At 64.2% G+C, this 13,771-nt stretch carries 14 protein-coding genes; all 14 read right to left on the bottom strand.

The annotated features are described in order from the left end of the window. Window positions 1–134: 134 nt before the first annotated feature. Entirely contained in the window at window positions 135–365 is a 231-nt protein-coding gene (locus H5T73_04155) for a hypothetical protein (GenBank protein ID MBC7246959.1), read from the bottom strand. 489 nt (window positions 366–854) lie between these two features. Beyond that, window positions 855–1,967: a CoA protein activase gene (locus tag H5T73_04150; GenBank protein ID MBC7246958.1), complete on the bottom strand. Its 1,113-nt coding sequence runs from the start codon at window positions 1,965–1,967 to the stop codon at window positions 855–857. Beyond that, a complete protein-coding gene (locus H5T73_04145) occupies window positions 1,964–2,953 on the bottom strand; it encodes a hypothetical protein (GenBank protein MBC7246957.1) in 990 nt (329 codons plus the stop codon). Before H5T73_04145 ends, H5T73_04150 begins: the two co-directional genes overlap by 4 nt. 27 nt (window positions 2,954–2,980) lie before the next feature. Continuing rightward, the gene (gene acpP / locus H5T73_04140; protein MBC7246956.1) at window positions 2,981–3,226 is read right to left on the bottom strand and encodes an acyl carrier protein; all 246 of its coding nucleotides are present in this window, start codon (window positions 3,224–3,226) and stop codon (window positions 2,981–2,983) included. Between the two features lie 12 nt (window positions 3,227–3,238). Then, window positions 3,239–3,544 carry a hypothetical protein gene (locus H5T73_04135; GenBank protein MBC7246955.1) on the bottom strand — a complete coding sequence of 102 codons (306 nt, stop codon included), beginning with the start codon at window positions 3,542–3,544 and terminating at the stop codon, window positions 3,239–3,241. Beyond that, window positions 3,541–4,152 (bottom strand): sigma-70 family RNA polymerase sigma factor, encoded by a 612-nt coding sequence (locus H5T73_04130; GenBank protein ID MBC7246954.1) that lies wholly within the window; start codon window positions 4,150–4,152, stop codon window positions 3,541–3,543. Before H5T73_04130 ends, H5T73_04135 begins: the two co-directional genes overlap by 4 nt. A gap of 629 nt (window positions 4,153–4,781) precedes the next feature. Beyond that, on the bottom strand, window positions 4,782–5,555 hold the full coding sequence (recO, locus tag H5T73_04125; GenBank protein MBC7246953.1) for a DNA repair protein RecO: 774 nt from the start codon (window positions 5,553–5,555) through the stop codon (window positions 4,782–4,784). Window positions 5,556–5,562: 7 nt separating this feature from the next. After that, complete coding sequence (locus tag H5T73_04120; GenBank protein MBC7246952.1) at window positions 5,563–6,288, bottom strand: isoprenyl transferase; 726 nt, start codon at window positions 6,286–6,288, stop codon at window positions 5,563–5,565. Between the two features lie 116 nt (window positions 6,289–6,404). Continuing rightward, entirely contained in the window at window positions 6,405–6,620 is a 216-nt protein-coding gene (locus H5T73_04115; GenBank protein ID MBC7246951.1) for a hypothetical protein, read from the bottom strand. Window positions 6,621–7,506: 886 nt separating this feature from the next. Beyond that, a complete protein-coding gene (gene deoC, locus H5T73_04110; protein MBC7246950.1) occupies window positions 7,507–8,193 on the bottom strand; it encodes a deoxyribose-phosphate aldolase in 687 nt (228 codons plus the stop codon). A 60-nt stretch (window positions 8,194–8,253) separates the two neighbouring features. Continuing rightward, window positions 8,254–9,600, bottom strand: coding sequence for a magnesium transporter (mgtE, locus tag H5T73_04105; protein ID MBC7246949.1), 1,347 nt, complete (start codon window positions 9,598–9,600; stop codon window positions 8,254–8,256). A 38-nt stretch (window positions 9,601–9,638) separates the two neighbouring features. Further along, window positions 9,639–10,547, bottom strand: a complete 909-nt coding sequence (gene era / locus H5T73_04100) for a GTPase Era (GenBank protein ID MBC7246948.1) — start codon at window positions 10,545–10,547, stop codon at window positions 9,639–9,641. Window positions 10,548–10,605: 58 nt separating this feature from the next. Continuing rightward, a complete protein-coding gene (gene rodA / locus H5T73_04095; protein ID MBC7246947.1) occupies window positions 10,606–11,781 on the bottom strand; it encodes a rod shape-determining protein RodA in 1,176 nt (391 codons plus the stop codon). Window positions 11,782–11,806: 25 nt separating this feature from the next. Continuing rightward, window positions 11,807–13,759 (bottom strand): penicillin-binding protein 2, encoded by a 1,953-nt coding sequence (gene mrdA, locus H5T73_04090; protein ID MBC7246946.1) that lies wholly within the window; start codon window positions 13,757–13,759, stop codon window positions 11,807–11,809. Window positions 13,760–13,771 lie beyond the last annotated feature (12 nt).

Below are 13,771 nucleotides of genomic sequence, written 5' to 3'. Positions count from 1 at the left end.
GGGCAAAGGCGGTGTCATCCCCGGGCCGTAATGATTCCCGGGGGCGTAAAAATATGAAAGTAAAAATATGAAAGAGATAAAGAGAGGAGGTCCGGAAGGACCTCCTCCCGTTTTTCCCCGGTATCGGGAACCGCTCACTCTATGCCGCACTGCTTGAGGGCGTCCATCACCTCGGCCAGGACCTTCTTCCTCTTCTCGATCTCGGCCAGCTTGGCCTCCACGTCCTGCATCTCGGGATCGAACACACACGCCCCGAAGGAGCAGTCGACTCCGGCCAGCTCCTGGAGCTTGCCCGCGAGCACCTTGAGCTCCTCCTCGTAGGCGCCGATTTCCTTGTTCAACAACTCCTCTTTTTCGTCCGCCATCGATTTACCTCCTTCCCGTTAAGCCGAACGTCCTATACATTATACCCGAACCCGCACCTCGCGCCACACGCACCGCGCATACGCATCCGCTATCCACACCCTTTTCCCGCCTCGCGCACCGTATGCGGCACCACGGTCCCCGAAGAGGAGGTCCGGGAGGCGATTCCCCTCCTCAAGTCGGAACCGCCCACCTTGCCGGGATGGCACGGCGTACTCTCTGCCTTTTTCAACCCGGAAGGCGCACGATGCAAAGATACGGCAGAAGGCCGCAAGCCCGGGCAAGATAGCCCCTTTCCCTCTCTCCTCGCCGCGAACTCTCCTTTCCCCTAGCCCTGGAGAGGGGGGCGTCTTCCGGCGGGGCGGCGCGAAAAACGCTCCTCCCACGCCCTTCGCCTACCGTCACGCTCCCGGGGGCATCCTTACCGCGTCAGGCGGGAAAGGCGCGTACAGCGCCATGCGAAAAAGGGCCTTCGGAAGGTGTCCTCCCGTTCAGAACGCCGGCTGCAGGGAAAGGTCCAGCCCCCGTTCCCCCGCGCGACGGCGGAAACGCGCCAGGTCCACGAAGGCCTCCAGGCGCGTGGCCACGCCGGCCTTCCCGGTCATCTCGTCGATGACCAGGGAGAGGACGGGGATGCCCAGGTCGCGGGAGACCTGGGGGAGGATGCTCTTGGCGATGGTCTCGGGCATGCAGGTGAAGGGCATGATGTGCACCACGCCGTCGAAGCCATGGCGCCGGTAAAGCACGGTACCCCCCACGGAATGCAGCCCCTCTCCTCCCACGAAGTGGGTGAGGTAGGGGCGTGCCGCCTCCTCCGACTCGCGGTCGTGGTGGCCGGCCACCGGGTTCCTCCCCGAGGGCCGCAGCCAGTCGGTGAGGTAGATGTTGCGCTCCACGTAGGCGCCGAGGTTTCCCAGTTGCTCCTCCACCCCCAGGTTGAAGAAGGGCTCGAGCACGAGGTAGAACTCTCCCACGATACCCACCTTCACCGTCTCCCGCTCCGCGCGGGGCAGCGAGAGAAGGAGGGCGAACGCCTCCTCCTCGACCCTGCGCAGGGAGGCATAGGAATCCGCCTTCCAGACCATGCGGTAGCACTTCTCCAGGGCCTTCGTCGTGGCGCCCCTCTCCCGGTCCAGGCAGCGCTGGTGCAGCGCCTGCTGCTCCAGGCGGTCTATGAGATAGGCCTTGCTCAAGGCGAACTTTATGGCCCTGAACAGCGAGGACCATGACCTCCCCTGCTTGAGCTCACGCAGCCTGCGCACGGTGGTCGGGATCCTTGCCGGCTCGAACTCGAGGGGCACCATGCGGAACTCGTAGCCCGCCTCCTCCAGGATGCGCCGCTGCGTCTCGGCATAGAAGCCGAAGCGGCAGGGTCCCCTTCCCGCCACCATGATGAGGGTGTCCGCCCCCGCCTCTATGGCCTCGATGAAATTCCCCAGGGTGGTCTTGAGGGGGAAGCAGGCGAACTCCGGACCGTAACGCGCGCCCAGCTCCAGGGTCCGCTGCGAGCTGGGCGGGGGGAGCACGTACTCCAGCCCCAGTTCCTCGAAGACGCTGCTGAGCACGAATTCGAGGCTGCCCATGTGGGGCCAGCTTATCCTCATACCGCCACCGCCTCCCTCTCCCTCGCCGCCTCTCCCTTCTTCCTCCACAGCATGTCCACGAAAGCCTCGATGCGGGTGAGGAAACCTCCCTCGCCGGTGTGCTCATCGATGACCAGCGCGAGGAGGGGCACCCCTCCCATGCGCTTGTTCTCCTGTTCGCACAGCACGCGCACGATGGAGTCGGGACCGCAGGGGAAGGAGATCATGAAGATTATCCCGTCAACCAGGCGGTGCCGGGTGCAGGCGAGGATGGCGCCCGCTATCTCCTGTTCGTAACTCCAGTAGATGTCCTTGGGAAGGCGCTTGAGCTCCTTCTTGCGCAGGTCCTCCGGCACCATGTCCGCGGTGACCACGTCCACCCCCATGGAGCTGAGGCGGTCCAGCAGCGACATGGTGGTGAAGGTGTCGTAGACGTTGTAATGGTGGCCGATGACCGCTATGCGCAGTTCCCTTCCCTCGCAGAGCAGGTTCTCCGCCTCCCCCCGCAGGGCGCTGCGGTGGTCGAGGCCCAGGGTGAGCCTCTCCAGGTAGAGGCGGTGCTCCCTCCAGGCCCTGATCCCCGCCCGTATAATGCGCCAGGGGTTGTGGGTGAAGAGACGACCCAGCGAATAGACCGCCCTGTAATTGGCCCACATGCCTTCCTGGAAATTAATGGTAGGTGCTATGATGGGGGTCCTGTCCTCCACGGCCACGCGCGCCAGGTCGGGCAACCCCAGCATCTTGGGACAGGTATGGGTACCCTTGCGCACGCTCACCAGGCGGGGCACGAAGATGGCGTCCACCTTGTCCCGCAGGGCCAGCACGTGCCCGTAGAATACCTTGACCGGCAGGCAGCTCTCGTTCTCCGCCTTGCTCACCCCGGAGCTCAGGATGGAACGGGTGGTCTCACCGGATTCCACCACCTCGGCTCCCAGGGCTTGCAGGAAGGAAGTCCACAGCTTTCCGTAGCGGTAGTAGAGCAGCCCGCCGGGGATGCCCACTCTCATCGCCAGACCAACCCCAGACTCGATCGTTCAAGCGGCTGTCTTGCGCAGTATCAGGTCCACCGCGTCCCCCACGGTGAGGATCTCCGCCGCCTCCTCGTCGTCGACCTTGAACCCGTACTCGCTTTCCATCTCCAGGAGGAGCTCCACCAGGTCAAGGGAATCCGCTTCCAGGTCCTCCTTGAAGCGCGAATCCTCCCCGATCTCGTCCTCCGGTATTTCCAAAGCCTCTGCCAGCGCGGCGCGCACCACCGCGAAAACCTCTTCCCTCCTCATGGCTCCTTTCCCTTAGACGCCCATGGCCACGACCCTACGCCTCTGCAGATGTCTGCCTATAGCATAAGCCGCGACCCCGAGAAAGGGAAGGGCGGAAAAGACGGCGCCGCCCAGGATCATCCTGCGCCGCGAGGCGCTTTCCCCCCGCTCCACGGCCTCCGCCATCACGAACTCGTCCGCCCCCATGCTGCGGCATAGGTCTTCCAGGTGGCGTGAGAAGCTCGGCCTGGGGTCCACGGGGCGCAGGTACTCCTGGAGCAGCCTCACCGTGTGGCGGTAACCACGCTTCCTCTCTCCTTGCATCCCCTTCTCCATCATCCCTCTTCCTCCTTTTCGGAAAGGCGCCTGTGCAGGGTTATCAGGGAGCGGTGCACGAGGACCTTGACCGCCCCCGTGCTCTTTCCCATCACCTCTCCGATCTCGCGATGTTTCATCCCCTCCGCGTAACGGAGGATGAGTACCTGCTGCCTGTCTTCGGGCAGGGAAGAGAAGGCCTCCCTCAGGCGCCGTATCTCCTCCCTGTTTTCCGCGCTCTCCTCCGGCGAGGGGGACATGTCCTTCAGGCCCTCCGCGGTTTCCAGGTTCACGGAACGGTGCCGGCCGGTGTCCCGGTGCCAGTTGGCCACCAGGTTGTGGGCTATGCGCAGCAACCAGGCGGAAAAGGGTATGCCCCTGTCCTGGTAGCGGTCGAGGTGCAGCAACGCATGCAGGAACACGCTCTCGGTGATGTCCTCGGCATCCTCCGCCTTTCCCACCCGGTAAAAGACATACGTGTATACCTTTTTGAGGTACTTCCTGTAGAGAGCGTCGAAGTCCTCGCGCTTCTCCTGCGCCTTGCGCACCAGGACTCCGTCCTCGTGGCAGGTTCCCTGGTTCCCGTCGCCGCTCATGGCGAAACCGGCCTCCCTTTCTGCCGCCGCAACCATATCCGCCGCGTTGTGTTCGGTATTTTCGGTATTTTCGCACATTATAAACACATGCAGCCGGACATGGTTACCCGGCGCCTTCGGGCATAGGCCCCGGCTTTTATACCTTTATGGGTATATCACGGACCATGCTTACAGCAAGTTTACGGCACGCCCCTCCCGTTCCACCGCCCGCGTGCCTCGTCCCCCACAGCGTGCCCGCACGTTGCCGCGGCCGCGTGGGCGGGAGCGACCTCACCGGTGACCTGGTGCGCTTGTCCCCCGCTTCCCGTCGTGCGTTCCGGTCGCCATAAAGACCTTCCGCGGCGGGTTGCCCGATCGCAGGGGAGCCGATCGGAAAGACGGCAAAGGCTGAGGGGAAAGCGGGAAAGGAGTGGCCCCAAGTAACCTTTGGTCCGCCCTTCCGATTTCCCTTCCGGCCTCCCCTTCCGGCTTGCGCCTTCCGGTTCTTCCCTCCGGGACCCCTTCCGGACTTTCCATCAGCTCCTTGGGGCCATACTTAAAGTACCACCGAAGTATTAAAACGTCAATACCTTTTTAGCAGGGATTTTATAAGAACGCCTTCCTTCTACCGGTGAATATTCCTAATACCGTGGTATTAGTCTGGTCCACCTCGTGGACGACGGGCATTATGCGGGCCTTTCGCGGGACATGGCGTCCAGGTAGCCAAGGACGATGGGGCGGGACCTCAGCTGTCTTTCCAGGAAATTCTCCGCATAGAGGTAGGAAACGCCCAAAAGCTCGCGACTGAGCCTCTTGCCCGCATCCATCCCGGCGATCCTCGACATGACCTCGTTCATAACGCGGCGCATGAGTTCCAGGCACTCCGGGCTTAGGGGGACGGCGGAACCCGACTCGCCGCGGCACGCGGGGCAGAACACGCCGCCCCCCGCGAGGTCCAGGCGTATCCCTTCCCCCCTCGCCTCACGCTGGCAGTGGAGACATCTCTCCAGGTGGGGACGGTAGCCCACGAGCGCGCAGACCTTGAGCTGGAAGGCCGCGAGGAGCAGGGCGGGGTCCCGGGGTCCCCTTTCCAGGGCGTCCAGGGAGACGCGCAGCATGTCGAAAAGGCGCGGGATGCTCTGGTTCTCCTGCATGGACTTCTCTATGACCTCCAGCATGGCCTCCCCGAAGAGGAACGCCGTGAAATCGTCCCGCAGCGGCGCGTGGGAGGTGATGATATCGGCCTGGGTCACGGTATCGAGGTTCCTCCCCTCGTGGAGAACCACGTGCAGGTGGGTGAAGGGTTCCAGGCGCGCGCCGAACCTGCTCGCGGTGCGTTTCACCCCCTTGGCCACGGCACGGCGCAGCCCGCGTCCGGAGGTGATGAGAGAGACGATGCGATCGGCCTCCCCGAGATCGTGCGCGTGGAGCACTATGGCCTCTTCCTTGTAGGTGGCCAAGGACCCCTTACTCCTCCCGGATGGCGCCGAAGCGCCTTTCCCTGCGCTGGAAGTCCTTTATCGCCTCCGCCAGCTGCCGGCGGTCGAAGTCGGGCCAGAGGACCTCGGTGACGTAGAGCTCCGTGTAGGCCAGTTCCCAGATCATGAAGTTGCTGATGCGCATCTCTCCCGCGGTACGGATCAGCAGGTCGGGATCCGGCATGTCCGGGAGGTAGAGGTAGGAGCGGAAGCGTTCCTCGTCCACCTCCTCCGGGCTTACCCTCCCCTGCGCCACGTCCCCGCAGAGCGCGCGGACGGCGTCCATGATCTCCGTCCGGCCCCCGTAGTTGAAGGCGATGTTAAGGCTCATGCCGGTGTTGTCCCTGGTCATCTCCACGGCGTTGTCGATGGCCTGCAGGGTCGAGGGGGGGATGCGATCCCTCCGCCCGAGGTGGCGGATGCGTATGTTGCGCTCGTGAAACTCCTTCACCCGCTTGTTCAGGAGGTTGCGGTTGAAGCTCATGAGGAAACTGACCTCGTTTTCCGGCCGGTTCCAGTTCTCCGTGGAGAAGGCGAAGAGCGAGAGCGCCTCGATCCCCCACTCCGAGGCGGCCCGCACGACATCCGTGATGGACTTCTCCCCCGCCTTATGGCCGGCTATGCGGGGTAGGTCTCTGCTTTTTGCCCACCGGCCGTTTCCGTCCATGATGATGGCCACGTGGCGGGGAAGCGCCCCTTGCGGCTTTTCTACCATGGGTCCCTCCACGCTCGACCTTACCTCCCATTCCCTTTCGAGCGGCACCTTACGCCGCCTCTCGCCCGTGCCGCCTCCGTCGCGGCCGGCATCACTCCCACGGGGGTGCCGCGGGCTCACTCCTCCCGTTCCCCGGCCTCTCCAGCCCCCTCCTGCTGCTTGAAGATGATCCTCTGCAGGGCGTAGACGCCGAGTATGGAAAGCGCGCAGCTCTTCTGCGGCGGCATCTTGGAGGTTGGAATGTAGAGCGCGCACTCATCGTTGCACGGCGAAAGCGCGCCCGCGATGGCGGACACCCTGAAGGGGCAATACGCCCCGGCGACGTTTCCCATACATGCCTCCCTTTCCTTCCTTCCCCGACGAGGCCGACCGCCACAGGGAAGCCCCTCGGCTATCCCTCAAGATCGCTCTTCCCGCCACCTTTCGCGCTGACCAAACCTCACGAGCCCTCGCAAGCCGCGTTACCGCGGTTCTTCACCGGGATATCGCCATAAGTGAATGCTATCACACGGGCAAGCGAGGTGCGAAGCCCGGGGAACTACAGGGTCGGTCGCAGCGAGGACGCCTACCCCGTGTTTCGCATGCACGGGAAAGGCGCGCGGCGCCGAGCGAGACCGTTACCCTGAGGCCCCGGGCCGGAAGCAGTACGGACACGCAACCACCCAGCCCGGGGAACTACAGGGTCGGTCGCAGCGAGCCTTTGCTGAATCACCCACCAAGGCCGGGTCCGGGGATCGGGCGAGGGACATCGCAAGCGGCCTCCCGATTCCCACCCACCAAGGCCGGGAACTACAGGGTCGGTCGCAGCGAGCCTTTACTGAACCACCCACCAAGGCCGGGTCCGGGGGTCGGGCGAGCGACATCGCAAGCGGCCTCCGGACGAGGAAGGTAGGTGATAAACCCTTGCATGGATGGAGCTCCTGCATGAAGAGGGGAAACCATCGCGAGGCCGCGCGTCGCGGAGCGAGCACGAAACCCCGGCCCGGCCTCCTTATACGCAACCACTAAGGCCGGGAACGACCGGGTCGGTCGCAGCGAGCCTGCGAGCGAGACCGTTACCCGGCGGCCCGGCCGCCGGAAGAAGGAAGGAAACGCACCTTGCTGAGGCCGGGAACGACCGGGTCGGTCGCAGCGAGCCTGCGAGCGAGACCGTTACCCTGAGGCCCCGGGCCGGAAGCAGTAAGGAAAGGGTCAATTGAGCGGGCGCAGCTCTCTCCCTCATCTCCAGGGGAACATGTGGAGGTATTCCTGGAGTATGGTGTAGGCCGCGCTGGTGCCGATACGGTTGGCCCCGGCCCTCACCATCTCCACCACGTCGCGGAGCGTCCTTATCCCGCCGCTGGCCTTCACCCCGAAACCCGGCCCCACCACCTCGCGCAGGAAGGCCACGTCCTCGGCGGTGGCTCCCCGCTCGGCGACACCGGTGGAGGTCTTGACGAAATCCGCGCCCGCCTCCATGGAGAGCAGCGCGCCCTGGCGCATCTCCTCGCGGGTGAGGTAACAGGTCTCGAGGATGACCTTCACCACCACGTGGCCTTCCCCCCTGCCCGCGTCATAACGTCGGGCCAGCCCCACCACCGCGCCGATATCCTCCCTCACCCGCTGCAATCTCCCCGACTTGAGGGCCGAGATGTTTATCACCATGTCCAGCTCCGTCGCGCCCTGCTGCAGCGCGAAGACCGCCTCCGCCTTCTTGGCGTCCGTGGAGGCATAACCGAAGGGGAAGGCGACGGGGGCCCCCAGGGCCACACCGCTTCCCTGCAGCTCCAGGCGCGCCATGGGGAGATAGCAGGGGGGGACGAAGACGGTCCGAAAGCGCCCGTCCGCCGCCTCCCTCAGGAAAGCGAGATAATCCGACTCCGTGGCCTCGGGACGCAGCAGGGTGGCGTCAAGCAGGTAAGCCAGGTGGCCTGCTGTGGGAAATAATTCCAGGTACTCCTTCTCCACGCCGCTTCTCTCCCGCTCTCACACGAGGGCCAGGCTGATCGCCATGTAAACCGCCAGGCAGAGGACGTCCATCAGGGTCGCCAGCAGCGGCTCCCCCGCCCGCGACGGGTCCTTCCCCATGGCCCGCAGGGTGAGGGGAAGCGCGGCTCCCACCAGGGCAGCGAAGACCACGCTGCACGCCATGGCCAGGCCCACCACCATTCCCAGTCGAGCGCTTTCCCGCATGGACCATGCCACCAGGGCCATTGCCCCTCCGGCGAAAACGGCCACCAGGAGTCCCACGCCCGCCTCCCCCAGGATGCCCCTTGCTCTCCCGCGCCTCTCCCCCCCGTGGGCGATATCCACGGAGATGCGGGCGGCGCTCTGCAGCGAAACGGTACTTCCCATGGAGAGGATGGCGGGTATGAAGAACATCACCGCCAGGTGTTCCCTGAGCACGCCGGAGAACGCCCTGAGTATCCCTCCCGCCAGCAGCAGCTCGAGGGCGAGCGCCACGAGCACCCAGGGGAGCCTTCCCAGGAAGGCCGCCAGGAAGGGACGGCGTTCCCTCCCTTCCTCCGCTTCGAAGGTCCCCGCCAGGCCGTAGATATCCTCCTTGCTCTCCTCCTCGATGACGTCCATCACGTCGTCAAAGGTCACGATGCCGAGAAGCCTGCCCTGCTCGTCCACCACCGGCAACGCCAGCAGGTCGTAGCGGTCGATGAGGGAGGCGACTATTTCCTGGTCCTCCCCCGGCCCCACGGTGATGAGGTCGCGGTGCATGATATCGCGCACGGGCAGGTCGGGAGCGGCGACGATCAGTTCGCGCAACGATATCACCCCCGTGAGGCGGTCGTTCTCGTCGTGGAGATAAACGTAGTAGATCATCTCTATGCTCTCCGGAGCCCCGCGCAATTCCTCCAGGATCTCCCCCACGGTAAGGGAATCGGGCAGCCGCACGGCCTCGGGGGTCATCAGCCCGCCGGCGGTGTTCTCGCCGTGGGCGAGAAGCCGCCGCAGCTTGCCGGCGTGAACGGGGTTGATACCGGAAAGGATGGATTCCGCCAGCTTGGGCGGAAGGTCCGCCAGCAGGTCCACGGCGTCATCCGGGGGCATCTCGGAGATGATGCGCACCGCCAGGTTACGCGCCAGGCCCTGGACCACCTCCACCTGCCCGCCCTCGGACATCTCGAGCAGGGCTTCGGAGGATTCCTCCGCATCCCATGCCTTGAAGATGCGCAACCTCGCCTCGTAGGGCACGCTCTCCAGGACCTCGGCGGCGTCCGCCGGGTGCAGCCCGTCGAGCAGGGCGAGCGCCGCGCCCATCCTCCCCTGCTCAAGAAGCTCGCTCAGGCTCTCGCCCAGTACGCGGTTCCTCTCCTCCATGTGCCTGTCACCATACCCTCATTTACGAACCGGGGCATTCAGTAACCCATCCTCCTGACCAGCTGCGGCCGCCTTGACCAGTCCTTCTCCACCTTGACCTGCAGGCGCAGGTAAACCCGCTCCCCCAGCAGGGGCTCGATCTCCTGCCGGCTCCGCGTGCCGATCTCCTTGAGCATCCTGCCTCCCCTGCCGATGATGATGCCTTTCTGGGAATCCCTCTCAACGTAGATCACGGCATCGATATCCACGAGGTCGCTCTCCTCGCGCTTTTTCATCTCCTCCACCACCACGGCGACGCTGTGAGGCACCTCCTCCCGCGTCAGCTGCAGGACCTTCTCCCTGATGATCTCGGCCACGATGAAGGAGGCCGGCTGGTCGGTGACCATGTCGTCCGGATAGTACTTGGGGCCCTCGGGGAGCAATTCTACTATGCGCTCCACGAGGGCATGCACGTTCTCCCCCGTCTTGGCCGCGAGGGGGATGATATCGCGGAACTCGCCCAGCTTCTCGACAACGGCCAGCTGGGCTTCCACCTGGTCGGCGTTAAGGCGGTCTATCTTGTTGAGAACCGCCACCACCGGCGTCTCCAGCTCCTCCAGTTCCCTGGCGATGAAGAGGTCCCCCTTGCCTATGGTCTGGGTACCGTCGAGCATGAACACCACCACGTCCACCTCGGAGAGGGTCTCGCGCACCGCCTTGTTCAAACGCTCCCCCAGGGCATTGCGCGGTTTGTGAAAACCGGGGGTGTCGATGAAGACCACCTGCGCGTCGTCACGGGTCAGCACGCAGCGTATCCTGTTTCGCGTCGTCTGCGGCTTGTCGGAGATGATGGCCAACTTGCGGTGCATGAGGTTGTTGAGGAGGGTCGACTTTCCCACGTTGGGCCGCCCGATGATGCCGACGAACCCGGACCGGAAGGGCCGGTCCGCTTCCGTTTCCCCTTGCATGTTCCTCCTTCCCGCTCCCCAGGTTCTTACCAATATATTCCAATAGATCGCGAAATGCCTATATCTGGGAAAACCTGCGCATGTAGACGTTGGTGAGCAGGCCTATGGCCATGAGGTTGACCACCAGGTTGGACCCTCCGTAGGTGATGAAGGGTAGGGGTATACCGGTGATGGGCATGATCCCGATGGTCATCCCGATGTTCACGATCATCTGGAAGGCGAACATGACCACGACGCCGAAGGCGATCATGGTGCCATAGAAATCGCGCGCGTTGTTGGCGATGCGCACCCCGCGCCAGAGCAGGTAACAGAAGGCGGCGATGAGGAGGAGGGCTCCCAGCAAGCCAAGCTCCTCCCCCACCACGGCGAAGACGAAGTCGGTATGGTGGGCGGGGATGAACTTCAGGTTGGTCTGCGTGCCCTTGAGCAGGCCCTTACCCACCAGCTGGCCGGACCCGATGGCTATCTTCGACTGCATGAGCTGGTAACCGGCACCCTGTATGCTCGCCCCCTGCTTGAGAAAAGCCGTAAAGCGCTCCACCTGGTAAGGCTTGAAGAAATGGAAGGCGAAACCCAGCACGAATCCCAGCACCCCGAACCCCAGGAAGCCGAGCCAGTAGCGCATGCGGCATCCCACGAGATAGAGCATACCCAGGAGGATGGCCGCGAAAACCATGGTCGTCCCAAGGTCCGGTTGCAGGAAGACGAGCACCATCAAGGGCATCGTCCACAGCACGGGGATGAAGAAACTGCGGAACGATTCCGGGTCGGAGCGGTTGTCGGAGAGGTAATTGGCCAGGGTCAGTATGAGCACCAGCTTGCAGTACTCCGAGGGCTGGAAGCTCAGCGGGCCCAGGGTTATCCACCGCTGGGAGCCCATGGATTCCTCCGCGATGAACACCGCCAGCAGGGCCAGGAGGAAGAACGCGTAGATGAAGGGCGTCGCCACCTTCAGCCGGCGGTAATCGAAGCTGAGGATGAGGCCCATCGCCACCAGGCCCAGCAGGAGGTTCAGCGCCGTGCGCAGCACGTAATAGGTCGGGTGGTCCGGGTTGTCGCCGCGGGTGGCGCTATACTGGATGATCATGCCGAAGACCACGAGGAAGAGGGTTATCGCCAGGAGCGTCCAGTCCACGTGACGGACGGGGAGCTCGCCCAGCCGCCGTGCCAGCTCGTCGCTCCTCTTCCGCTCCGTGACCTTGGGAGCCAGTACCCTTCCCAGCCGTTGCGGCATATGTTCTCTCCCTCTACAAGGCTTCCTACTCCGTCACCGTCACTTCGGGCTGGCCCTGGGGCAGGCCGAAGATGTATTCGAGTATGTGGCGCGCGATCGGTGCAGCCACCAGGCCTCCGTGCCCACCCTCTTCCACCATGACCACCACCACGTAGCGGGGATCGTACGCGGGCGCATAGCAGGCGAACCACGCGCAGGGCTGCTTGCCTTGCACCTCGGCCGTCCCGGTCTTTCCCGCCACGGGTATCTGGCTTATGGGGAAGCCGGCGAAAGCGCCCGCCGCCGTGCCCCCGCCGCCCACCACGCCGGTGAGGGCGGAACGCACCACGTCGAGCTTGTCTTTCCCCACGTATATGCCCAGCTCGTTCCGGGGTTCCGTGATATCGCCCAGGCGCTGCGGCTGAATGGTCTCCACCGTCTCGCCCAGGTAGGTGAGGATCTCCTTGCCCACGTGAGGCCGGTAAAAAGGCCCGCGGTTCGCGATGGCGGCGTAGAGGTTCGCCAGCTGCAGCGGGGTTACCAGGATATCCCCCTGGCCCACGGCCATGTTCACCGTATCCCCCGGGTACCACCTCTGGTAATCCGGGTTTCCCTGGTTGAACTCCCACTTCCACTGGGGGGTCGGGACCCTCCCCTCGAACTCGTTTGGCAGGTCCACCCCCGTGGTGTGGCCCAGGCCGGCCAGGAGAGCGTAGTCCTGCAGGCGCGTGACCCAGCCTTCCCGGTTACGGTTCTCGTAGAAGGCGTACCCCAACTCGTAGAAGACCACGTCGCAGGATTGGATGATCCCGTCGATGAAATCGATGGAGCCGTGCGTTCCCCAGCACGTCTTGGGGAACTGCTCGAACTCCCCGCGGTTGAACACGTGGTTGCAGCGGAAGGGGGAACGGGCGGCCACCATCCCCTCCTGCAGGGCGGCCATGGCGGTCACCACCTTGAAGGTGGAACCCGGCGGATACTGCCCTACGATGGCCCTGTTGTTCAGGGGGTAGTTATTCGCGGGGTCGTTGAGCTTGCGCCACTCCTCCTCGTCGATGCCGCCCACGAAATCCTCGAGGTTGAAGGTGGGCTCGCTGGCCATGGCCAGTATCTCGCCGTTGCGGGGGTCGAGCACCACGGCAGCCCCCGCCGGAGCCACGTAGCTCATACCCCTCTCCTTGTCGAAATAGGTGCGCGCCCTTGCCATGCCGTCGCGCAAGCTCCTCTCCACCTCCCTCTGCAGCTCCTTTTCAAGCGTCAGGACCAGGGTTTTCCCGGGGTTGCGCTCCTCCTTTCCCAGCTCCTGCAGCGGCTTCCCCTGGGCATCCACCTCCATGATCATCTTGCCGTCCACGCCGCGCAGGATGTCCTCGTAATAGGCCTCCACGCCCGAGGTGCCCACGATGTCCCCCGCCTTGTACCCCTTCTCGCTCAGCTTCTCCAGTTGTTCCTCCGATATCTCGCCCAGGTAACCGAGGACGTGGGCGGCCAGGCTCTCGTCCCCCTCGGGGTACTCGCGCACCGGCATCTTCTCCGCCAGCACCCAGGGAAAATCCACCTGCCGCTCGGCGATGTAGAAGTAGACGCGGGGGTCCACGTCCTTGCGGATCAGCACCGGCTTGTGGGGCTGCACCTCCTCCCCCTGCACCTTTTCCAGGACCTCCTCGGCACTCATGCCCAGCATCTCCGCCAGCCTCGCCGCCTCCCCTTCCTTGTCCTCCAGCTTCTCGAACTCGGTGGGAAGGACGAAAATGGATAGGGCCCAGCGGTTGCCCACCAGCATCTGACCGTTCCTGTCCAGGATCTTGCCCCGCGAGGCCTCGAGGGGGACCTCGCGTATGCGGTTGCCCTCGGCCATTACGCGGTAGCGGTCCCCCTGCACCACCTGCAGGAACCACAACCTCACCACGAGCACCGCTACCATGACCCCTACGAACATCACGAAAAGGGTGTAGCGATGGACCATGGCGCCCTTCTGCTGCGGGTTAACCGGCATCATCTACACCCCCCA

Source organism: Actinomycetota bacterium (assembly GCA_014360655.1).
Lineage (GTDB): Bacteria > Actinomycetota > Geothermincolia > Geothermincolales > RBG-13-55-18 > JACIXC01.
The sequence above is the reverse complement of the archived record's forward strand: the minus strand, read 5'-3'. Positions and strand labels throughout refer to the sequence as shown.

Coding starts and splice junctions, on each gene's coding strand:
- H5T73_04155 (MBC7246959.1), bottom strand. CDS start 365: ATGGCGGACGAAAAAGAGGAGTTGTTGAACAAGGAAATCGGCGCCTAC.
- H5T73_04150 (MBC7246958.1), bottom strand. CDS start 1,967: ATGAGGATAAGCTGGCCCCACATGGGCAGCCTCGAATTCGTGCTCAGC.
- H5T73_04145 (MBC7246957.1), bottom strand. CDS start 2,953: ATGAGAGTGGGCATCCCCGGCGGGCTGCTCTACTACCGCTACGGAAAG.
- acpP (MBC7246956.1), bottom strand. CDS start 3,226: ATGAGGAGGGAAGAGGTTTTCGCGGTGGTGCGCGCCGCGCTGGCAGAG.
- H5T73_04135 (MBC7246955.1), bottom strand. CDS start 3,544: ATGATGGAGAAGGGGATGCAAGGAGAGAGGAAGCGTGGTTACCGCCAC.
- H5T73_04130 (MBC7246954.1), bottom strand. CDS start 4,152: ATGGTTGCGGCGGCAGAAAGGGAGGCCGGTTTCGCCATGAGCGGCGAC.
- H5T73_04120 (MBC7246952.1), bottom strand. CDS start 6,288: ATGGTAGAAAAGCCGCAAGGGGCGCTTCCCCGCCACGTGGCCATCATC.
- H5T73_04115 (MBC7246951.1), bottom strand. CDS start 6,620: ATGGGAAACGTCGCCGGGGCGTATTGCCCCTTCAGGGTGTCCGCCATC.
- mgtE (MBC7246949.1), bottom strand. CDS start 9,600: ATGGAGGAGAGGAACCGCGTACTGGGCGAGAGCCTGAGCGAGCTTCTT.
- era (MBC7246948.1), bottom strand. CDS start 10,547: ATGCAAGGGGAAACGGAAGCGGACCGGCCCTTCCGGTCCGGGTTCGTC.
- rodA (MBC7246947.1), bottom strand. CDS start 11,781: ATGCCGCAACGGCTGGGAAGGGTACTGGCTCCCAAGGTCACGGAGCGG.
- mrdA (MBC7246946.1), bottom strand. CDS start 13,759: ATGATGCCGGTTAACCCGCAGCAGAAGGGCGCCATGGTCCATCGCTAC.